The 19140-nt window shown below is 65.4% G+C and carries 20 protein-coding genes and 1 other RNA gene; 13 read left to right on the plus strand and 8 right to left on the minus strand.

The annotated features are described in order from the left end of the window. The first annotated feature begins 238 nt into the window (after positions 1–238). Positions 239–643, plus strand: coding sequence for a tellurite resistance TerB family protein (locus CWS72_RS03425; RefSeq protein ID WP_101249149.1), 405 nt, complete (start codon positions 239–241; stop codon positions 641–643). Here CWS72_RS03425 and CWS72_RS03430 read toward each other — a convergent pair. Further along, positions 628–1176, minus strand: coding sequence for a gamma-glutamylcyclotransferase (locus CWS72_RS03430; RefSeq protein ID WP_101249150.1), 549 nt, complete (start codon positions 1174–1176; stop codon positions 628–630). The genes CWS72_RS03425 and CWS72_RS03430 overlap by 16 nt on opposite strands. Before the next feature lie 227 nt (positions 1177–1403). On the opposite strand from CWS72_RS03430, the gene CWS72_RS03435 reads away from it, so the two are divergent. Then, positions 1404–2435 (plus strand): DUF2125 domain-containing protein, encoded by a 1032-nt coding sequence (locus CWS72_RS03435; RefSeq protein ID WP_101249151.1) that lies wholly within the window; start codon positions 1404–1406, stop codon positions 2433–2435. Between the two features lie 72 nt (positions 2436–2507). On the opposite strand, the gene murI is transcribed toward CWS72_RS03435, so the two are convergent. From murI to CWS72_RS03460, 5 genes are all read right to left on the minus strand, one after another. Continuing rightward, complete coding sequence (gene murI / locus CWS72_RS03440; RefSeq protein WP_101249152.1) at positions 2508–3404, minus strand: glutamate racemase; 897 nt, start codon at positions 3402–3404, stop codon at positions 2508–2510. 10 nt (positions 3405–3414) lie between these two features. Then, a complete protein-coding gene (locus CWS72_RS03445; protein ID WP_101249153.1) occupies positions 3415–5028 on the minus strand; it encodes an ABC transporter ATP-binding protein in 1614 nt (537 codons plus the stop codon). Then, on the minus strand, positions 5025–6905 hold the full coding sequence (locus CWS72_RS03450; RefSeq protein ID WP_158240489.1) for an extracellular solute-binding protein: 1881 nt from the start codon (positions 6903–6905) through the stop codon (positions 5025–5027). The genes CWS72_RS03445 and CWS72_RS03450 overlap by 4 nt, the downstream gene beginning before the upstream one ends. Continuing rightward, the gene (gene hisN, locus CWS72_RS03455; RefSeq protein WP_101249235.1) at positions 6902–7711 is read right to left on the minus strand and encodes a histidinol-phosphatase; all 810 of its coding nucleotides are present in this window, start codon (positions 7709–7711) and stop codon (positions 6902–6904) included. Before hisN ends, CWS72_RS03450 begins: the two co-directional genes overlap by 4 nt. Before the next feature lie 244 nt (positions 7712–7955). Further along, a complete protein-coding gene (locus tag CWS72_RS03460; protein WP_101249236.1) occupies positions 7956–8528 on the minus strand; it encodes a c-type cytochrome in 573 nt (190 codons plus the stop codon). A gap of 136 nt (positions 8529–8664) precedes the next feature. Between CWS72_RS03460 and CWS72_RS03465 the strand changes: the two genes are divergently transcribed. Together CWS72_RS03465 and CWS72_RS03470 are read left to right on the plus strand one after the other, a co-directional pair. Then, positions 8665–9414: a 3-deoxy-manno-octulosonate cytidylyltransferase gene (locus CWS72_RS03465; protein WP_101249155.1), complete on the plus strand. Its 750-nt coding sequence runs from the start codon at positions 8665–8667 to the stop codon at positions 9412–9414. A 5-nt stretch (positions 9415–9419) separates the two neighbouring features. Continuing rightward, a complete protein-coding gene (locus CWS72_RS03470) occupies positions 9420–10298 on the plus strand; it encodes a prephenate dehydratase (protein WP_420824043.1) in 879 nt (292 codons plus the stop codon). Here the strand turns inward: CWS72_RS03470 and CWS72_RS03475 are convergent. Both CWS72_RS03475 and CWS72_RS03480 read right to left on the minus strand, forming a co-directional pair. Further along, positions 10273–10884: an FMN-binding negative transcriptional regulator gene (locus CWS72_RS03475; RefSeq protein ID WP_101249156.1), complete on the minus strand. Its 612-nt coding sequence runs from the start codon at positions 10882–10884 to the stop codon at positions 10273–10275. The genes CWS72_RS03470 and CWS72_RS03475 overlap by 26 nt on opposite strands. Next, positions 10881–11585 carry a TetR/AcrR family transcriptional regulator gene (locus CWS72_RS03480; protein WP_101249157.1) on the minus strand — a complete coding sequence of 235 codons (705 nt, stop codon included), beginning with the start codon at positions 11583–11585 and terminating at the stop codon, positions 10881–10883. The genes CWS72_RS03475 and CWS72_RS03480 overlap by 4 nt, the downstream gene beginning before the upstream one ends. A gap of 265 nt (positions 11586–11850) precedes the next feature. Between CWS72_RS03480 and ffs the strand changes: the two genes are divergently transcribed. From ffs to truA, 9 genes are all read left to right on the plus strand, one after another. Further along, an RNA gene (ffs, locus tag CWS72_RS03485) (signal recognition particle sRNA small type) lies at positions 11851–11947 on the plus strand. A 38-nt stretch (positions 11948–11985) separates the two neighbouring features. Beyond that, a complete protein-coding gene (locus CWS72_RS03490) occupies positions 11986–13800 on the plus strand; it encodes a DNA polymerase III subunit gamma/tau (RefSeq protein ID WP_101249158.1) in 1815 nt (604 codons plus the stop codon). After that, entirely contained in the window at positions 13797–14120 is a 324-nt protein-coding gene (locus tag CWS72_RS03495; protein ID WP_101249159.1) for a YbaB/EbfC family nucleoid-associated protein, read from the plus strand. Before CWS72_RS03490 ends, CWS72_RS03495 begins: the two co-directional genes overlap by 4 nt. 13 nt (positions 14121–14133) lie before the next feature. Further along, positions 14134–14730, plus strand: coding sequence for a recombination mediator RecR (gene recR / locus CWS72_RS03500; RefSeq protein WP_101249160.1), 597 nt, complete (start codon positions 14134–14136; stop codon positions 14728–14730). Positions 14731–14786: 56 nt separating this feature from the next. After that, positions 14787–15371, plus strand: a complete 585-nt coding sequence (locus CWS72_RS03505; protein WP_101249161.1) for a DUF4136 domain-containing protein — start codon at positions 14787–14789, stop codon at positions 15369–15371. 2 nt (positions 15372–15373) lie between these two features. Continuing rightward, positions 15374–16822 (plus strand): DUF4139 domain-containing protein, encoded by a 1449-nt coding sequence (locus CWS72_RS03510; protein WP_101249162.1) that lies wholly within the window; start codon positions 15374–15376, stop codon positions 16820–16822. 75 nt (positions 16823–16897) lie between these two features. Beyond that, on the plus strand, positions 16898–17422 hold the full coding sequence (def, locus tag CWS72_RS03515; RefSeq protein WP_101249163.1) for a peptide deformylase: 525 nt from the start codon (positions 16898–16900) through the stop codon (positions 17420–17422). Positions 17423–17424: 2 nt separating this feature from the next. After that, complete coding sequence (fmt, locus tag CWS72_RS03520; RefSeq protein WP_241911558.1) at positions 17425–18360, plus strand: methionyl-tRNA formyltransferase; 936 nt, start codon at positions 17425–17427, stop codon at positions 18358–18360. Then, the gene (gene truA / locus CWS72_RS03525; RefSeq protein WP_101249165.1) at positions 18342–19127 is read left to right on the plus strand and encodes a tRNA pseudouridine(38-40) synthase TruA; all 786 of its coding nucleotides are present in this window, start codon (positions 18342–18344) and stop codon (positions 19125–19127) included. The genes fmt and truA overlap by 19 nt, the downstream gene beginning before the upstream one ends. The last annotated feature ends 13 nt before the right edge of the window (positions 19128–19140 follow it).

Raw genomic sequence — 19140 nt, forward strand, 5'->3', positions numbered from 1 at the left:
GAACTCATATGATGACACTTTAGTGGAAGACCGCGCCTGGATGCCAGAGCTCTATGTTGATTGCCGTAAATGGTGTGATTGGCCATTCTACCCACGATTCATACCCGGGTCTGGCGGGAAGCCGATGGAATGAGGCTCGCGGGCCGTTACTTTCCGCAAAGGCTTCCTGTATGATCTGCGGCAACGAAGCGTTCCGAAACGGCAAACGCGGGCGTCCCCAGGGGAGCATTCAGCGAAAATGGTCAGCCACCACGCAGCTTTGATCTACACCATGGTCCTCGTCTCGGCGGCCGACCGCGACATGTCCGACGCCGAATTGCGGGCGATCGGTGAAATCGTCGGCTATCTCCCGGCATTCCGCGACTATGACCCGGCTTTGCTGCCCAAGACCTCGGAGGCCTGCGCCGAAATGCTCGATCTCGACGACGGTCTGGACAAGGCTTTCGATCTGATCAAGTCGGTCCTGCCTCCGCGTCTGCGCGAGACAGCCTATGCCCTGGCCTGCGAGGTCGCGGTGGCCGATGGCGAAATGAACCAGGAAAAACTGCGCGTGCTGGAACTGATCCGTCACCGCCTGGAGATCGATCGTCTGATCGCCGCCGCCATCGAGCGTGGCGCCACGGTGCGCTACCGCACCGCCTGAACGGGATTCCTCCCGCCGTCGACCAGATCGAGGAGGCGGCGGAGCGCCTTGTCATGCAGCCCGAGACGGTCGAGATGCGCCACGGTGCTGGCCAGATAATCCCGGCTGGATCCGGTGCTTCCGCGACCCTGATGAATCAACTGCGCGGCCCTCTCGGGGGGCAGCGATCCCGCGTATTGCTTGTGGTCGCGGCGTGCGACGAAGACATATCCCCGGACGTCCCGTCCGTCTTGCAGGCGAAGCCGGATGAATTTCGGCACATAGACCCCGCTGACCATTTCCCGCTCTTGCAGATAGCCGCGCACGCTTTCGACCTTGTCCTCGGCGATGCGATAGGCCAATCCCCGGCATGATCCGCCGTGATCGAGACCCAGCACCAGACCGGGCGTCTCGGCGGAGCCGCGGTAATGGGTGGACAGGATGCACATGGCGCGGTGCCATCCGCTTAATGTCGCCTTGCGGACCTCGGCGAACTCGAAGCCGGGCTGCCAGATGAGGGAGCCATAGGCGAAAACCCAGAAACTGCCGTCCATGTCTCGAATCACCGTCCCGATGTCGCGCGTTTTCGTCACTCATGCAATGAGTTGGTGGGTCAACTGATCCGGACGCTCGGCGGGCAAGCGTCCGGATCGGACCCCTAAAGTGGCATTCATTTCTTTCCGGCCGGTTACCAGGACCGGAAGGAACGTATTTCGCATTTGCCTTGCGTGCGGTCTATGCGTTTAAAAGGGGGGACATTCCGCCCAACGCAAGGCTTTTCATGTCCGACCCCCAGCGTCGGCCCGCCGCATCCCGGGCCATCCGTTTTTTTCTCATCGGTTGCGGCCTTTTGGTCGTCCTGGCCGGTGCCTATGGCTTCTGGTGGCATTATCTGACGACCACGCTGCAGGGTGAGCTCGCCCGCTGGGTGGACGAGCAGGGATCCGTCGGCTGGAAGATCCGCACCGGTTCGGTGACGACGGGAGGCTTTCCATGGCGCGTCGCCCTGACGGTGGAGGCTCCCGCCGTCGAGGATCCTTCCGGAAATCAATGGCAAGGGCCGCCGCTGAGCGTCGTCCTGCCGCTTTTCGATCCCCGTCATCCCCGCATCGAGGGGGCGGGCCGGCATGTCCTTACCCCGAAGGGACGGGATCCCATCGGTTTTTCCGCCGATGCCGCCTCGGCCGATCTGCAGTTCGATGACCATGGGCTGGTCGGGGCCTCGATCCGGCTGGCGGCCGTCGCGCTGGCGGATAGCCGTCTGGGACGCCTGTCCGTCGACGTGCGCCGGCAGGCCTCGGGCAGGATCGAGCACACCATGACGAGCTGGGAATCCCATATCCTTCTGGAAGACCTGGTCCTGCCCGACGACCCGCGTCTGTTGTTCGGGACCCGGCTGCCCGCCATCCGGCTGGACAGCCGTTTGCAGGGGAGCGTGCCGGGGGGATCGCCGGCGCAGGCCTTGGCCGCCTGGCGCGACGACGGCGGCACGCTGGAAATCGATGCCCTGTCGGTCGACTGGCCGCCGCTGGCCTTGTCCGGCAAGGGGACTCTGGCGCTTGATTCGGACATGCAGCCGATGCTGGCCAGCACCTGCGATATCCGTGGCCTGTTCGCGGCCATCGACGCCCTGGTCCGCGGCGGCGTGATCCGGGGGCAGGACGCGGGGATGGTGAAATTGGCCTTTGGATTGCTGATGAAACCGGGAAAGGATGGGGAAAAGACCTTGAGCATGCCGGTGACGATCCAAAACCGGGTGCTTTCCATCGGTCCCGTCAAGTTGCTGGATTTGCCTGTCGTGACATGGCGGTGACGGTCTAGTGGGCCAACTAATTGAATTGTGGTGAAAATCTGACGGATGGCGGGGGCACCATCCGTCAGATTTTCACCACTCGGGGGCGGTTCCCGCCGCGAAGATGGGCCTTTGGGACGGCGCCGGCTCCTCTGCCGCCGTGAACGTCACCGGGCGTCCGAAGAATTGGCTGCCCAAAGCCGATGTCCGCAGGGGATCGCCGGTGGTCAGGAACTGAATTCCCGCCGGAATGGCGGTGGTGTCGATTTCGGGGTGGCGGGTCAGATAGGCGGACAGGCTGCGGGCGACCAGGTCCGGCTGGGACAGGATATCGATGCCCGGCGGCAGCGCTTCGGCGAACAGATCGGCGGCCAGCGGATAGTGGGTGCAGCCCAGCATGACCACGTCCGGACGGCGGCCGTTCAACCGCTCCATCAGCGCCGCGGCATAGCGCCGCACGGCGGCGCCCAGTTCGGCGCGGACGGCGCCGGCCTCGATCAGGTCGACCAGTTCTGGGCAGGCCTGCTGGACGACGGTGACTTCCGGCGCCCGCTTGCCGATTTCGGCCGGATAGGCGTTGCTCTGTACCGTCCGCCGGGTGGCGAAAACGGCGATGAGCCGTTCCTTTTCTCGCCGGGGCCGGGCCGGAAGGTCGGCCATCCAGGGAACGCCGGTGATGGCCTCGACCATCGGCACCAGGACACCGAGGATCCGCCTGTCCGGATAATGCCGGGGAAGCCATTCCTGCTGCAGCCGGCGCAGCGAGGTGGCGGCGGCGGTATTGCAGGCCAGCACCACCAGGCGGCAGCCCCGGTCGAACAGGATTTCGACGGACCGTCTGGTCAGACGGTCGATGTCCTCGGGGTCGCGGTTGCCGTAGGGCGCCGCCGCATGATCGCCCAGATAAAGAAAACGGCGTTTCGGCAGGGCGTCGGCGACGGCCCGCAACACCGTCAAACCGCCGAACCCCGAATCAAACAGACCTATCATCGAACAAACATCATTCCGTAGGAGGCGGGGCAAGATCGAATGCCGCCGCCATCAAGGCGCGGGTATAGGCGGTCTCGGGGGCCGCGAACAGCCGTTCGGCGGGGCCGGCCTCGACCGCCTTTCCGTCCTTCATGACCAGCACGCTGTCCGCCAGGGCGCGGACCACCCGCAGATCGTGGCTGATGAACACATAGGCCAGTCCGTGGCGTTTTTGCAAGTCGCGCAACAGCGTGACGATCTGGGCCTGGACGGACAAATCGAGGGCCGACGTCGGTTCATCGAGGATAAGCAGGCCGGGTTTCAGAATCAGCGCGCGGGCGATGGCGATCCGTTGGCGCTGGCCGCCGGAGAATTCGTTGGGATAGCGGTCCTGCGTCTCGGGATCGAGCCCCACCTCGGTGAGGCTTTGGGCGATCAGGTCCCGCCGCTCCCGGCTGTTCCCGCCCAAGCCATGGACGTCCAGTCCTTCTCCGACGATCTGCTCGATCGATCGGCGGGGCGACAGCGAGCCGTAAGGATCCTGGAAGACCATCTGCATCCGGCGGCGCAGCGGACGCAATGCCTTGGCCGACAGGTCGTGCAGGGCGTGGCCGGAAAAGACGACGGAGCCTTCGCTCCTGACCAGCCGCAACAGGGCGAGGCCGAGCGTCGTCTTGCCCGATCCCGATTCGCCCACCACGCCCAGGGTCTGCCCCTCCTTCAGCGTGAGGTCGATCCCGTCGACCGCCTGGATCCATCCGATCCGGCGGCGGAACAGGCCCCGGCGGATGGGAAAGCCGACCTTGAGATCTCGCGCGGTGAGGATCGTGGCGGCCCCGGGGAGTGGCGGATTGGGGCGCCCCGTCGGTTGCGCGGCCAAAAGCTCGCGGGTGTAGGGATGTCGCGGCGCGGCGAAGACCGTGGCGGTATCCCCCTGTTCGATCACCTCTCCGGCCCGCATCACGCAGACGGTGTCGGCCATTCTGCGGACAATTCCCAGATCATGGGTGATGAGCAGCAAGGCCATGGCGAAACGGTCCTGCAGATCCTTGAGCAGGGCGAGGATCTGGGCCTGAACCGTGACATCGAGGGCCGTCGTCGGCTCGTCGGCGATGAGGATGTCGGGTTCGTTGGCGAGCGCCATGGCGATCATCACCCGCTGGCGCTGTCCGCCGGAGAGGCTGTGCGGCAGCGCTCCCAGTCGAAGTTCGGCCTGCGGCAGGCCGACCAGGCGCAGCAGTTCGAGAACGCGCTCGCGCGCCTTCGCGCCGCGCAATCCCCGGTGCAGGGCGAGCACCTCGCCGATCTGGGTGCCGATCGGCTGCAGGGGATTGAGACTGGTCATCGGCTCCTGGAAGACCATGGCGACGCGGTTGCCGCGGATCGTCCGCAGGACGGGATCGCCGGCCCCCAGCAGTTCCTGCCCGGCCAAACGGATGCTGCCCGCCGGATGGTGGGCGTGCGGGTAGGGCAGAAGCTGGAGAATGGAAAGCGCGGTGACCGATTTTCCCGATCCGGATTCGCCGACCAGGGCCAGGGTTCGCCCCCGTTCGAGTTCGAAGGATACGCCTTTGACGACGGGGTGGGCTTCGGCGTCCCGGCCGAAGCTGACATGCAGGTCGCGGACCGACAGCAGGGCGGTCAAGGCCGGGCCTTCACCGGATCTTTCGCCGCCGGCTTGGACTTTTCAGGGGCAACCCACCAAGCCAGCACTTCGGCTCCCTGATCGGGGGTCACCGCCGGGATGCCGAACTTGTCCCATACCGCGACGTGATCCTCCGGCATATACCACTGCGGGATGACGTAGTCGCCCCAAAGCAGCAATCGGTCCAGCGCATGTGTGCGCGTCACCAGGGTTTGCCGGTCGGGGCTGGCCGCCAGCGCGTCGATCGTCCGGTCGATGGCCGGCGAGCGAATACCGGCCCAGTTGAGCCCGTCCGGCTGGTCGGCGGCGGCCGATCCCCACAGGGTCCGCTGTTCCGTCCCCGGCGTTTCGGAGGCCGGCCAGCGGGCCACGATCATATCGAACTCGGCTTGCGCGCGTCTGCGCGAGAACTCGGCCTCTTCCACCGCATGCACGCTGGCTTGGATGCCTAGATGGTGGAGGGCTGAGAGGAAGTCCTTGCAGATCGGCTGCCAGCTCGGGTCGTCGACCAGGATTTCGAAGACGAAGGGTTTGCCGCCCTGTCCATCGACCAGTTTGCCTTTTTTCATTGTCCAGCCGGCTTCGCTCAACAGATGGGCGGCTTCGGCCAGGTTGCGCTGGCGCTGGGCGTGGTCGGCATTGTCGGGCAGGGAGTAGGGTTTTGCGAAAAGCTCGTCGGGGACCTGGCCGCGGAACGCTTCGAGAAGAAGCGTCTCCTCGTCGGAGGGAAGTTCCGGCGCGGCCAGTTCGGATTTGGCGAAATAGCTCCCGGCGCGGCGGTACAGCCCGTAAAACAGATCGTGATTCAGGCTTTCGAAATCGAAGGCCAGGATCAGGGCGCGACGGGTCCGGGGATCCCGCCAGAGGGGATTGCGCAGATTGAAGGCGAAGCCCCGCATGGGTTCGGTGCGGCGATTCGGGATGTTCAGTTTGTTCACCAAACCCCGCGTCAGGGCCGGGAACACGTAGCCGGTCGCCCATTTCCTCGATTCCCATTCGAAGCGGACGTCATAGGCGCCGTTTTTGAAGGCGCTGAAGGCGGCGGGCGAATCGGCGAAGAAGTCGGTGCGGATCCGGTCGAAGTTGTAGAGCCCCGTGGCGACAGGCAAATCCTTGGCCCAATAGTCCTGCGCCCGGACCAGAACCACGGAGCGGCCGGGGTCCACCGATTGAACGGCGTAGGGGCCGCTGCCCAGGGGAGGTTCCGCGAGGGGACGGGTGAAATCCCGGCCTTGCCACCAGCTTTTCGAAAGAATGGGCAGGCTGCCCAGGACCAGCGGCAGCGCCCGCGTCTCTCCGGGCCCGAAGATGAAGCGGACTTTGCGGTCGGCCAGCTTTTCCCCGCGGGTCACCCCCTGCAACGATGCCTTGAGGCCGGGTGGTCCGGAGTTTCTCAGGGTCTCGAAGGAAAACAGGACATCGTCGGCGGTGATCGCGCTGCCGTCGTGAAAGCGCGCCTCGGGACGTAGGTTGAACACCAGCCAGCGGTTGGCGCGGTCCCATTCGAACGATTCGGCGATCAGTCCATAAGCGCTTGCCGGTTCGTCCTCCGAACGGGCCAGCAGGCTGTCGAAGGTCAGTCCGATCAGATCGATGGGGCGGGCCGTGGCGCCGCGCGCCAGCGGCGGATGGCCGATGCCGGAAAAGGGGTTGAGGGTGTCGAAGCCGCCCAGTTGGTAAAGGCGGAGCAGTCCGCCTTTCGGCGCGTCCGGATTGACATAGTCGAAATGCTTGAAGTCGGGCGGATATTTGGGAGTGCCGTAAAGGGCCAGGGCATGGGCCCCCTGTCCGGCGCGGCTCTCACCGCCGCCAGCCAGCAGAAGCAGGGCGGCGGTGACCAGGAAAACGATGCTCTTTGCGACGCCGGAGCGCGTCAATGCCCGCCGCCCGCTTTGGCGAGCACGGCCATGGTCGCGGCGTGCGCCGCCTTGTCGCCGGCTGCGATAACCCTGCCGTCCGACCTCAGCCCCAGCCGTCCGCCCCGCCAGTCGGTGAGCAATCCGCCCGCTCCCTCGATGATGGCCACCAGGGGGAGATAATCGTAGGGCTGCAAGGAGGCCTCCACCACCAGATCCACATAACCGGCGGCGAGCAGGCCGTAGGCGTAGCAATCGGCGCCGTAGCGCGGCAGCTTGACGGAAGAGCGCAAGGCTTCCCAGGCCGTGGCGTCGGTCCCGGTGAACATCTCGGGGGCCGTGGCGTAGAGTGCTGCGAGAGACAGGTCGGGGCAGGGGCGGACCCGGATGGGACGCCCGTTCAGTGTCGAGGGACGGCCCGACACGCCCAGCCAGCGCTCGTCGAGGATCGGCTGGTCGATGATGCCGAGAACGGGAACTCCCTTATGCAGGAGGGCGATCAGCGTGCCGAAGGACGGCTTGCCGGTGATGAAGGCCTTGGTGCCGTCGACCGGATCAAGGACCCAGACCCATTCGGCATCGGTTCTGACGGCGCCGTATTCTTCGCCGTAGATGCCGTGGTCGGGGGCCGTGCGTTCGATCAGTTCGCGCATGGCTGCTTCCGCTTCGCGATCGGCGACGGTGACCGGACTGGCATCGGCCTTGTCGAATACCGTCACCGGCTGACGGAAATAGCTGCGGGTAACGGTGCGGGCTGCGTCGGCGAGGCGGAGCGCCAAGGCGACGTGGTCGTCCGGGCAGAGGGACGGGGGAATTGGCGTATTCATCGGGTGATATTGCACCGGGGCCCGAAATATTTCCACCCTCCCCAGCGTCGGTTCCAGGGCAATCGGGTGAACCCGCTTGCCCTGGTTTAAATTGTTGCCCCTCAGACGCCGGGCGGCGGACATCCGTCCGCCTTGGGCTTCCTCCGCTAAAGCTTCGGGGCGCTCATCGCGCCAACGAGGCCAAAACACCCTCGGAAGAACAGTTCGCGCGCGTTCACCCGATTGCCTTGGCGTCGTTTCCCCGTCATTGCGGTGGCGGCGGGGCCTCGGGACTGATCGAGCGCAGATAGGCGATCACATCGGCCCTCTCCTCGCCATTGGGCAGGCCGGCGAAAGTCATCTTGGTGCCCGCCGCGAAAGCGCCCGGCTTGCTGAGGAATTTGTCGAGATCCTCATAGCTCCAGGCGCCGGAGAGCTTTTTGAAGGCTTCCGAATAGGCGAAGCCCGGGAAGCTCGCCTTGGCCCGGCCGACGACGCCGAAGAGATTGGGGCCGATCTTGGCGCCGGCCCCCTGATCGAAACTGTGGCAGGACAGGCACTTCTTGGCCGAGGTCTGGCCCTTGCCGGCATTCGCCGCCGCCAGGCGCTGGGGCAACGGTTTATCCTCGGCGATTGCCGCCGTCTCGCCCCCGGTCTGTCCCGGCGCGGTTTTGGCCTGGATCGCGGCGGGGTCGAATCCGCCTTCCGAAGCGACGATCTCCGGCGATGGCCGGTCGATCCGTCGCGGCATCAGGCCGTCGACCAGCAGATTGAGGCCAACCACCAAAATAAGCGCGAACAGGCATGCTCCGGTGATTTTCTGGAGGGTGATACCCATGGCTGCTCCCCTGTGGCCGTCTTCGTTATCCCGCCCCCCTTGATCCATGGCGAAGGTCATGGGGCGAAGGGGGGTTCCACCAGCGATCCTCCCGTTATATGGTTACGCCCCTTCGACTTCACAGACGCCATTGGTGATGCCCGCCATTTTGAACCCCGTCGTAGTGATCCCGGCCCGCTTGCAGGCGGCGAATCTGCCTGGGAAGCCGTTGCTCGACATCCATGGGGATCCGCTGATCGTCCATGTCTGGCGTCGCGCGGTGGCGGCCGCCATCGGTCCCGTGGTGGTGGCTTGCGCCGAGCGGGAAATCCAGGACGCCGTCATCCGGGCGGGCGGCAACGCCATCCTGACCAGGCCCGATCACCGCAGTTCGTCCGACAGGGTTTTCGAGGCCGTCGAGAAATTCGATCCGGAGGGGCATTTCGATACGGTGGTCAATCTGCATGGCGATCTTCCGGCGATTACGCCGGCGGCGATCCGCGCGGCCTTGCTTCCGCTCGACGATCCGGCCGTGGACGTCTCCACGGTGATCACCGAAATCACCGATGACGGGTTTCGCCATTCGCCCGGCATCGTCAAGGCGGTGGTCGGGCTGGCGGAGGGACAGCGGAGCGGACGGGCCATCTATTTCAGCCGGGCGGCGGTTCCCGCCGGCGAGGGCCCGCTTTTCCATCACATCGGCCTTTACGCTTTTCGCCGCGCCACCCTGGAGCGGTTCGTCGCTCTGGAGACCGGGGTGCTGGAACAGCGCGAGGGCCTTGAACAATTGCGGGCCATCGAAAACGGGATGCGTCTCGAAGCGGTGCTCGTCGCCAATTTGGCCCCGGGTGTCGATACTCCCGCCGATCTGGAGAGACTCCGCAAGATCCTGGTCCGCCTGCATTGAGTGAGATGATGACCGATACCGACGCTTCACCCGAACGTACCATCGCCTTCCAGGGCGAACCCGGCGCCTATTCCCATTTGGCCTGCACCATCGCTTTTCCCGACATGCAGCCGCTTCCCTGCGCGGCCTTCGAGGATGCTTTCGCCGCGGTCAACGAGGGCCGCGCCCGGCTGGCGATGATTCCCATCGAGAATTCGGTGGCCGGCCGCGTTGCCGATATTCACTCCCTGATGCCCGCCTCGAAGCTGCATATCATCGGCGAGTTCTTCGAGCGGGTGAATCACCATCTGCTGGCGGTCAAGGGCGCCCGTCTCGAGGACATCAAGGTGGTGCGCAGCCATGTGCACGCCCTCGGCCAGTGCCGCAATTTCATCCGCGCCTACGGCTTGAAGGCCGTGGTCGCCGCCGATACCGCCGGTTCCGCCGCCGAGGTCGCGGCCAAGGGCGACAAGACGGTGGCCGCCATCGCCTCCGAACTGGCCGGACGGACCTACGGTCTCTGCTCGCTGGCCGCCAATATCGAGGATGCCGAGCACAATACCACGCGCTTCCTGATCATGGCGCGCGAGGCCACGCAGCCCGATCCGCGCAAGGGGCCTTGCATCACCACCTTCATCTTCCGTGTCCGCAACGTGCCGGCCGCCCTTTACAAGGCTTTGGGCGGCTTCGCCACCAACGGCGTCAACATGACCAAGCTGGAAAGCTATCAGGTCGGCGGCGGTTTCGCCGCGACCCAGTTCTATGTCGACATCGAGGGACACCCCGAGGAACCCAATGTCCGGCTGGCCCTCGAAGAGCTGGGATTCTTCTCGAGGGAGGTGCGCATCCTGGGCGTCTATCCAGCCCATCCCTATCGGTTCAAGGCTCGTCTGGCGGCCGATTGATCTCGGCCATCATATCGGCCACCGCCCGTTCCTCCGGCTCGCCCCGGGCCAGCCGTTCCGCCACTTTCTTCTGATCGACGGCGGGGCGGTTCTGGCTCATCTTGAATTTGCCCTCGAGCTTCTGGAGGGCCATGGAAAAGCCGACGATGCCGCGCAGCATTCCGGCCCGGTAATCGTCGGGCAGGTCGGCGAACGACCAGTCCGATCGTGGATCGTGGATCGCCGCCATCTTCTCCACGACCTGCGCCGTTTCGTCGGCATTGAGGTGCCGGGCCGGCCCGAGGGCATGCACCACGGCATAATTCCAGGTCGGCACCGCCGGCGCCGTTTCGTACCAACTGGGCGAGACATAGGCATGGGGGCCATGAAAAATGGCCAGGCTGTCGCCGCTTCCCAGCGCCTGGGCCTGCGGATTGGCCTTCGCCAGATGTCCGAACAAATGATCGTTTTCATAAATCAGGGGCAGGTGGCTGATCCAGGGCCCCCCGGCCCCATGGGTGATCAGCGTCGCGAAGGGATGATGGCGGATGAAATCTGTCAGGGAGCGGCGGTCATCGCAGGCGAAGGCGGCGGGACGATAAATCATAAGGCATTCCTGTCGGTGGCGGGAATGGTGGGAACGCGGACCGACGTCGGGACGGAGTCCGAAGAGGCGTATCGCGCAAGAATGAGATCGACTGCGATCTCGATCAGTCTTCGATGATTTTGGCGCCTGGGGCTGACTTTCAAGAGTTCGCGCATATGCGCATCCCCTTTCAGCATGTTCAGAAACAACTCCGCGACCAGAGGGGCCTCTTCCGGAGGGATGGTCAAAAGGCCCCGGCTGCTCAGATCGTTGAACATCCGGGTCAGCCGGCCCATCGCCGTGGTGGGGCCGGCGGCGTAGAAGGTTTCCCCCACCTCGGGCAGGCGCGGCGCCTCGGCGACCACCACGCGGTTGATGGCGAGGGCTTCGGGAGAAAGAATAACTTCCAGCATATTGCCGGCCAATCGCCGCAGAAGGGAGCGGACATCTCCTGCCTCGCCGATATCGCCCATGATGTCGGCGTCGGCGAAAACGCATTGGCAACGGCCGCGGAGAACCTGTTCGAACAAATCCCGCTTGTTGTCGAAGTGGGTATAGATCGTGGCTTTCGACACGTTGGCCCGGGCCGCCACGGCATCCATGCTGGCGGCGCCGTATCCCATTTCCATGAAGATTTCCCTGGCCGCCGTCAGGATGCGGTCATGTTTGCTGGGGGCTGGCCCATTTTCCGTGGCCGTGACGATTTTCCTCGGTCGAGACATGATCCCAAACCCTTATCTGAAAAATGACGGCCCCATGCCGGCATTGACCACAGCATCGCCCCATAAATCTAACACGCCACGGGCGGAAGGGCGCCGGATTGTTCTCATAATTCAAGTGTTTGATGGGGCATCCTCCTTCCCCTCGGCGGTTTCGGCGCCAAGGGCCGGGAGATCCGGGAATTTTCGCGTCCACACGCAATTGCCCTCGTCGGGGCCTCCTTTGGGTCTTGCCTTTTTCCTCCGGGGGGCTGATATACTCGGCTCGGGAGACTGGCGGCGGACGGGCCCGTCGCCAACCCGGTCAGGTCCGGAAGGAAGCAGCCGTAACGATTTTTGGTTCGGGTCGCCGACCAGTCTCCCACCTACCCGTTAGGAACCGCCCGCCAACCGATCCGGGCCCATGACCGACAGCTCAGCCACATCTCCTTATCGCGTTCTTGCCCGGAAATACCGCCCGGCCGATTTCGCCGGCCTGATCGGGCAGGAAGCGATGGTCAGGACGCTCAGCAACGCCATTCAGAGCGGGCGGCTGGCCCACGCATTCGTGCTGACCGGGGTTCGCGGCGTCGGCAAGACGACGACGGCACGGATCATCGCCCGCGCTCTCAATTGCGTGGGCGTCGACGGGCAGGGCGGCCCCACCACGGAGCCGTGCGGCGTGTGCGAGCATTGCCGGGCGATCGCCGAAGACCGCCATGTCGATGTCCTCGAAATGGATGCGGCCTCCCGCACCGGGGTCAACGACATCCGCGAGCTGATCGACGGCGTGCGTTACCGGCCGACCTCGGCCCGCTTCAAGATCTACATCATCGACGAAGTGCATATGCTGTCCACGGCGGCCTTCAACGCCCTGTTGAAGACGCTCGAAGAGCCGCCGGAGCATGTGAAGTTCATCTTCGCCACCACGGAAATCCGCAAGATTCCGGTCACCGTGCTGTCGCGCTGCCAGCGGTTCGACCTGCGCCGCGTCGATATGGACGTGCTGAATGCCCATTTCGCCGCCATCGCCGAGAAGGAAGGCGCCGTCATCGATCCGGCCGCGCTGGCCTTGATCTGCCGGGCCGCCGACGGTTCGGTGCGCGATGGCCTGTCGCTGCTCGACCAGGCCATCGCCCACGGCGCCGGGCAGGTCAGCGAGGAGCAGGTCCGCGACATGCTGGGCCTGGCCGACCGGGCCCGGGTCTTCGACCTGTTCGACTCGGTGATGAAAGGCGATCTCGCCTCCGCCCTCGGCCAGATGGTCGAACAATATGCCGTGGGCGCCGATCCGGTGGTGATCTTGCAGGATATGCTGGAACTCACCCATTGGCTGACCCGCCTCAAGCTGGCGCCCGAGATGGCCAATGCCGCCGGCGTTTCCGAGACCGAGCGGGTGAAGGGCGGCGCCATGGCCAAGGGATTGTCCATGGCGACCCTGACCCGAGCCTGGCAGATGCTGTTGAAGGGCCTCGGCGAAGCCAGGGGGGCTCCCTCTCCGCTGCAGGCCGCCGAGATGGTTCTGGTCCGTCTGGCTTACGCCGCCGATCTGCCCAGTCCCGCCGAAGCGCTGGAGGCGCTGCGCCATCAGCCGTCCACCGGCGGGCCGGGTTCCTCCGCCTCTTCCGGCTCCGGCGGCGGCATGGCTGCTCCGGCCGGCGCCGTCGGAGCCAGCGTCATTGCGCCGCCTACCGCCGGTGGGCGCGGCGAGGTCATGGCCCGGATGGCAGCGACCGGCACGTCGGGCGGTGGCGAGATGGTGATGCGGGCGAGCCCGCAGCCCGAACCCGAACCCGAACCGGCCGCGCCGGGATTGCCCGCCGATTTCGAGGAATTGGTCGCCCTGTTCGGCGAGAAGCGCGAGGCGGTGCTGTCGGCGGCCCTGAGTTCCGCCGTGCATCTGGTGCATTACGAGGTCGGGCGGGTCGAATTCCGCGTCGATCCGGCGGCGCCCTCCGATCTGGCGCCCAGGATGTCGCGTCTGCTCGCCGATTGGACGGGCAGGCCGTGGCTGGTCAGTTTGTCGCGTGACGAGGGGGCGCCGACGCTGCGCCAGCAGCATCTGGAACGCGAACTCAAGCGCAAGCAGGATGCGGCCAACCATCCCCTGGTTCAGGCGGTTCTGACGGCTTTTCCGGGCGCGACCATCGAAGTGGTGCGCGATCTGGCGGCTTCCGAAGACGCCCTCGAACCGGCGGACCTGGCCGAAAACGAATCTGGAAATGGAGACGAAGAGTGAAGAATCTCGGCAATTTGATGAAACAAGCCCAGCAGATGCAGAGCAAGATGGCCGAGATGCAGGCCAAGCTGAGCGAGGTCGAGGTCTCCGGCGCCGCCGGCGGAGGCATGGTGCAGGTGACGATCAACGGCAAGAGCGACATGAAGAAACTGAAGATCGATCCGTCGCTCTGCACGGCCGAGGACGTCGAGGTGCTCGAGGACCTGATCGTCGCCGCCTTCAACGATGCCAAGGGCAAGGTCGAAGCCCTGATGCAGTCGGAAATGCAGAAGGTTACCGGGGGGCTTAATCTGCCGGCCGGACTGAAGCTGCCCTTCTGACGCGCCGCAATCGATGGCCGGTCCCGAGATCGAGCATCTGGTCCAGCTTCTTGCCCGCCTGCCCGGCCTGGGGCAGCGCTCGGCTCGCCGGGCCGCGCTGACACTGCTCAAGCGGCGTGAGCAGTTGTTGGCCCCGCTGGCCGCGGCGATGACCGATGCCGCGGCCAAGGTCAAGACCTGCTCGGTTTGCGGAAATTACGACAGCGTCGATCCTTGCGCCATTTGCGCCGACCAGCGGCGGGATCCGTCCCTGATCTGCGTGGTGGAGGACGTCGCCAGCCTGTGGGCGATGGAGCGGTCGGGGCTGTTCAAGGGGCGCTATCACGTGTTGGGTGGGGTGCTGTCGGCTCTCGACGGCATCGGTCCCGACGATTTGTTCATCGACCGTCTGGTGGCGCGCGCCTCGGCGGAAGAGGTGGCCGAGGTCATTCTGGCGATGGCCGCTACCGTCGATGGCCAGACCACCGCCCATTATCTGGTCGATCGTCTGGCGAACTGCCATGTCGCCGTATCGGGTTTGGCGCAGGGCGTGCCGGTCGGCGGCGAGTTGGATTACCTTGATGACGGGACCATTGGCGCCGCGTTGCGGGCGAGGCGTCCGATCGCCTGAATTCCGCCACGAAAAGGGACCAATTTTCCGCTGTAACGCATTGCTGGGGAACGGTCATGAAACGTCTACTGGTTTCTTGCGTCCTGATGATTTTCCTGGGGGCTTGCCAACCGAGCCTGCGCGCCGACGTGACGCGCTTCTACAGCCTGCCTCCGGTTGCTTTCGGACAAAGCTTCGCCATCGCGCCGGACCCCGCGCAAGCCAGCGATCTTGAATTCCAGCACAACAGCACCCTGCTGAGCGGCGCCCTGCAGGCCAAGGGATTCTATTCCGCCACGGCCTACGCCGAGGCCGATCTGATCGCGGTGTTGCATTACGGCAATGTCGGCAGCCATACCGAGATCTATACCGAGCCGGGCGGCCCGGGCTGGGGACGCCCCGGTTGGGGGTGGCGCCCCTATCCCCCCGAGGTCGCCAGCTACACCTACTATTCGCAGTTCGTCGATGTGGCGCTTTTCGATGGTCCGGCCTGGCGGTCCGGCGAGCGGCGCATGCTCTATCAGGGCCGCGCCCTTACCGAAAGCGGCGCGCGCGATCTGAATGTCTCCATGCCCTATCTGTTGCGGGCCCTGTTCCTGGATTTCCCCGGGCTCAACGGGCAGACCGTGCGCGTGGTCGTGCCGCTCGACGATCGGCCGTGACGATGCGGCTTCCCTGCGGAGGGCTTGGCTTGGCGCTGGCGGCATTCGTTTCGTCCTGGCCGGCCGTGGGCGCCGAGGTCACCGTGCCGGCCGAGGGGCGTTCGCTGGCCTTGACCGTTTATAACCAGGATCTGGCCCTGGTCCGCGATCGTCGGCAAGTGGTGTTGCCGGCGGGAGAGACGAGTCTCGCCTTCGCCGATGTCAGTCCGAAGATGCTCGCCGGGAGCGCCGATCTGTCGGGCGCCGGAATCCGCGTTGCCGCCCAGGTCGTCGATTTCGCCCTGTTGAGCCCCGACAGCCTGTTGCGCCGCACCGTCGGCGGCGAGGTGACCCTGATGCGCCCGGCGACGCCGAATTCCGGTGAAATTCCGGTGCGCGGGCGCCTGCTGTCCGAGGATGGTCCGATCCTCGACATCGGCGGCCATGTCGAGGTGGCTCCTCCCGGCCGTATCGTCTATGACCGGCTGCCTGAGGGATTGCGGGCGGCGCCGGCCCTTTCCTCGCAGGTGACGGTGAGCGGCGCCGGCCGCCACGACCTCGATCTCACCTATCTGACCTCCGGTCTCGGCTGGCATGCCGAATATCAGCTGTTTCTGGACGAGAGCGAGAGCAAGGCCGATCTCAAGGCCTGGGTGATGCTGACCAATGCCAGTGGGACGTCCTTTCAGGACGCCGATCTGACTCTGGCCTCCGGTGATGTTCATCAGGCCGCCGCGCCGGTCGATGTCGGTGGCGACCGGCCCCGCATGTTGACCGTGATGAAGGCCGCGGCGCCGGTGCAACCGATGTCCGAACAGGCCGCGGTGCCCGAGGATCTATCCGGCGTCGCGCTTTTCCATCTGGCCGGTCCGGTGAGCATCGACGACCGGCAGAGCAAGCTTCTCGCGTTGTTCGTCAGGGCGGGCGTGCCGGCCCGGCGGGAAATCGCCGGCGATCCGTTGCCGCAATTCCTGGCCGGACAGCCCTTCGATCCGGCGCGCAATCGCGATCCGTCGTTCAGCCGCCCGCAGTCGGTTCTTGTTCTGGACGGCGCCGGCGCGCAAGCGACAACCGCGCCGCAAGGCCTGGTGCGTGTGTTCAGGCGGGATGGCGCCGGTATTCCCCGTCTGCTGGGCGAAGACAGGATCGGCCAGAAAGCCAAAGGCGAGACCTGGCGGGTGGCTCTCGGCCGCGACGGGGATATCGGGATCACACGGATCCAGACATCCTTCATCCCTCCGAAAACGGGGAATGCCGGTCCGATGGAATCGGCTTGGCGGATCACCGTCATCAACGCCAAGGCGCAACCGGTCACGGTGCTTTTGCGCGAAGCGATTCCGGCCGGAACGGCAATCGTCGAGGAAAGCCTGCCGCACCGGGACGGCGATGCGCGGCAGGCCGTTTGGCCCATCAAGGTTCCGGCGCAAGGCGAGGCCGTCTTGATTTATAAAGTGGCAAGAGGCGACGGCTGATCGCTTGACGCGGGGGCCGGCGCGGCATATGTGAGCCCTCTGATCGCTTATGCCTTAGTTATACGGAATGCTGAAATGGCCTTGCTTCCTATTCTCGTCGCGCCCGACCCTTTTTTGAAGCTGAAGGCCAAGCGGGTCGATACCGTCGATGATGCCTTGCGCCGTCTGATGGACGATATGCTGGAAACCATGTACGCCGCCCCGGGGATCGGTCTGGCGGCGCCGCAGGTTGGTGTTTCCAAGCGTCTTCTGGTCATCGACCTGGCCAAGGAGGAGGAGCCGAAAGCCCCGCTTTGCATGGTCAATCCGGAATTGACCTGGCTTTCCGACGAGGAAGCCACCTATGAGGAGGGATGCCTGTCGGTTCCCGAGCATTATGCCGACGTGGTCCGTCCGGCGAGGGTTCGCGTGCGGTTCATCGATCGTCAGAACGAGATCCGCGAGATCGAGGCCGACGGCCTGCTGGCGACGGTCATCCAGCATGAAATGGATCATCTGGATGGTGTCCTGTTTGTTGACCATCTGACCAACCTCAAGCGCAACATGATCCTGCGCAAGCTGGTCAAGGCCCGCAAAACCACGGCTGGCGCATCGCTTTGAGCCTGCGCGTTGCCTTCATGGGGACACCGGATTTTTCGGTTCCCGTCCTCGCCGCGCTGATCGACGCCGGTCATCGGGTTTGTTGCGTCTACAGCCAGCCGCCGCGTCCGGCTGGCCGGGGCCAGCAGGAACGTCCCTCGCCGGTGCACGCCTTCGCCGCCAGCCGGGGAATTCCCGTGCGGGTGCCGAAAACGTTGCGCGATGCGGATGCGCAGACGGCATTCGCCGCGTTGGAGGCCGATGTCGGCGTGGTCGCGGCTTATGGCCTGATCCTGCCGAAGGCCGTCCTCGACGCCCCCCGTTTCGGCTGTCTCAATGTTCATGCCTCGCTTTTGCCGCGCTGGCGCGGCGCGGCGCCGATCCAGCGCGCCATTCTGGCCGGCGATGCACAAAGCGGGGTGACCATCATGCAGATGGATGCTGGTCTCGACACCGGCGCCATGCTGCTCTGGGACAGCGTGCCGATCACCGCGTCGACCGACGCGACCGCGCTTCATGACGCCCTGTCCGTCATGGGCTCGCACCTGATCGTCGATGCCCTGGATCGGCTGGAAAAGGGCGGTTTGGCCGCGACGGCGCAACCGGACGACGGCGTGACCTATGCCGCCAAGCTGGCCAAGGACGAAGGCCGGCTTGACTGGACGCGTCCGGCCGTGGAACTGGAGCGGGCCGTGCGCGCCTTCACGCCCTGGCCCGGCGCCTGGTTCGAACGGGGGGGCGAGCGTTTCAAGGTGTTGGCCGCAACTGTCGCCGACGGTTCGGGAGCGCCCGGCACGGTGCTCGACGATGTTCTGACCGTGGCATGCGGCAGTGACGCCCTGCGGCTTTTGAAGATCCAGCGTTCCGGCAGGGCGGCTCTCGATGCCGACGCCTTCCTGCGCGGCTATCCCCTGGCCAAGGGCGCCAGGATTTTCGAGCCATGCCCCGCTACAAACTGACCGTCGAATATGATGGCACCGGCCTGGTCGGCTGGCAGCGCCAGGACAACGGCCTCTCGGTCCAGGCGATTCTGGAGACGGCCGTTTTCCGGTTGTCCGGAACCGAGGTGGGGGTCGCCGGGGCCGGGCGCACCGATGCCGGCGTCCATGCCACGGGCCAGGTCGCTCATATCGACCTGGTGAAGGCGTTCCATCCAGACCGGGTGCGGGACGGATTGAATTTCTGGCTGCGCGGCGAAGACGCGCCCGTTTCGGTGGTGGCGGCCGAGGTCGTTCCGGATGATTTTCATGCCCGTTTCTCGGCGATCGGCCGGCGCTATCTTTACCGGATCGTCGACCGCCGCCCGCCACCCGTCCTCGATTTGCATCGCGTGATGTGGGTGCACCGGCGACTGGACGTCGATGCCATGCATCTGGCGGCCCAGAATTTGGTCGGGCATCACGACTTCACGTCCTTCCGCGCCTCCGAATGCCAATCGGCCACGCCCGTCAAGACGCTCGACCGGCTGGATGTGCTGCGCGTCGGCGAGGAAATCCATGTCGTCGCCTGGGCCCGCTCGTTCCTGCATCACCAGGTGCGCAACATGGTCGGCACCTTGCGCCTGGTCGGCGAGGGCAAGTGGGGGGGCGAGGACGTCGTGCGGATTCTGGCGGCGAGAGACCGCGCCAAGGCCGGGCCGACGGCCGCCCCCCAGGGGCTTTACCTTACCGATGTGATCTACCCCGATGTCGTCGGCGGCGAGGGCGGGGCGGCCCCGGTGCGGTAAGTGGAAGAGGGGC

Source organism: Telmatospirillum siberiense (assembly GCF_002845745.1).
GTDB classification, from domain to species: domain Bacteria; phylum Pseudomonadota; class Alphaproteobacteria; order Rhodospirillales; family Magnetospirillaceae; genus Telmatospirillum; species Telmatospirillum siberiense.

Excerpts from the sequence above, each read along its gene's own strand:
- hisN (WP_101249235.1), bottom strand. The coding sequence starts at position 7,711 with ATGAATACGCCAATTCCCCCGTCCCTCTGCCCGGACGACCACGTCGCC.
- CWS72_RS03510 (WP_101249162.1), top strand. The coding sequence starts at position 15,374 with ATGCGGCTTCCCTGCGGAGGGCTTGGCTTGGCGCTGGCGGCATTCGTT.
- recR (WP_101249160.1), top strand. The coding sequence starts at position 14,134 with ATGGCCGGTCCCGAGATCGAGCATCTGGTCCAGCTTCTTGCCCGCCTG.
- CWS72_RS03460 (WP_101249236.1), bottom strand. The coding sequence starts at position 8,528 with ATGGGTATCACCCTCCAGAAAATCACCGGAGCATGCCTGTTCGCGCTT.
- CWS72_RS03490 (WP_101249158.1), top strand. The coding sequence starts at position 11,986 with ATGACCGACAGCTCAGCCACATCTCCTTATCGCGTTCTTGCCCGGAAA.
- def (WP_101249163.1), top strand. The coding sequence starts at position 16,898 with ATGGCCTTGCTTCCTATTCTCGTCGCGCCCGACCCTTTTTTGAAGCTG.
- murI (WP_101249152.1), bottom strand. The coding sequence starts at position 3,404 with ATGATAGGTCTGTTTGATTCGGGGTTCGGCGGTTTGACGGTGTTGCGG.
- truA (WP_101249165.1), top strand. The coding sequence starts at position 18,342 with ATGCCCCGCTACAAACTGACCGTCGAATATGATGGCACCGGCCTGGTC.
- CWS72_RS03430 (WP_101249150.1), bottom strand. The coding sequence starts at position 1,176 with ATGGACGGCAGTTTCTGGGTTTTCGCCTATGGCTCCCTCATCTGGCAG.
- CWS72_RS03480 (WP_101249157.1), bottom strand. The coding sequence starts at position 11,585 with ATGTCTCGACCGAGGAAAATCGTCACGGCCACGGAAAATGGGCCAGCC.
- CWS72_RS03435 (WP_101249151.1), top strand. The coding sequence starts at position 1,404 with ATGTCCGACCCCCAGCGTCGGCCCGCCGCATCCCGGGCCATCCGTTTT.
- CWS72_RS03475 (WP_101249156.1), bottom strand. The coding sequence starts at position 10,884 with ATGATTTATCGTCCCGCCGCCTTCGCCTGCGATGACCGCCGCTCCCTG.
- CWS72_RS03425 (WP_101249149.1), top strand. The coding sequence starts at position 239 with ATGGTCAGCCACCACGCAGCTTTGATCTACACCATGGTCCTCGTCTCG.
- CWS72_RS03470 (WP_420824043.1), top strand. The coding sequence starts at position 9,420 with ATGATGACCGATACCGACGCTTCACCCGAACGTACCATCGCCTTCCAG.
- CWS72_RS03465 (WP_101249155.1), top strand. The coding sequence starts at position 8,665 with ATGCCCGCCATTTTGAACCCCGTCGTAGTGATCCCGGCCCGCTTGCAG.
- CWS72_RS03505 (WP_101249161.1), top strand. The coding sequence starts at position 14,787 with ATGAAACGTCTACTGGTTTCTTGCGTCCTGATGATTTTCCTGGGGGCT.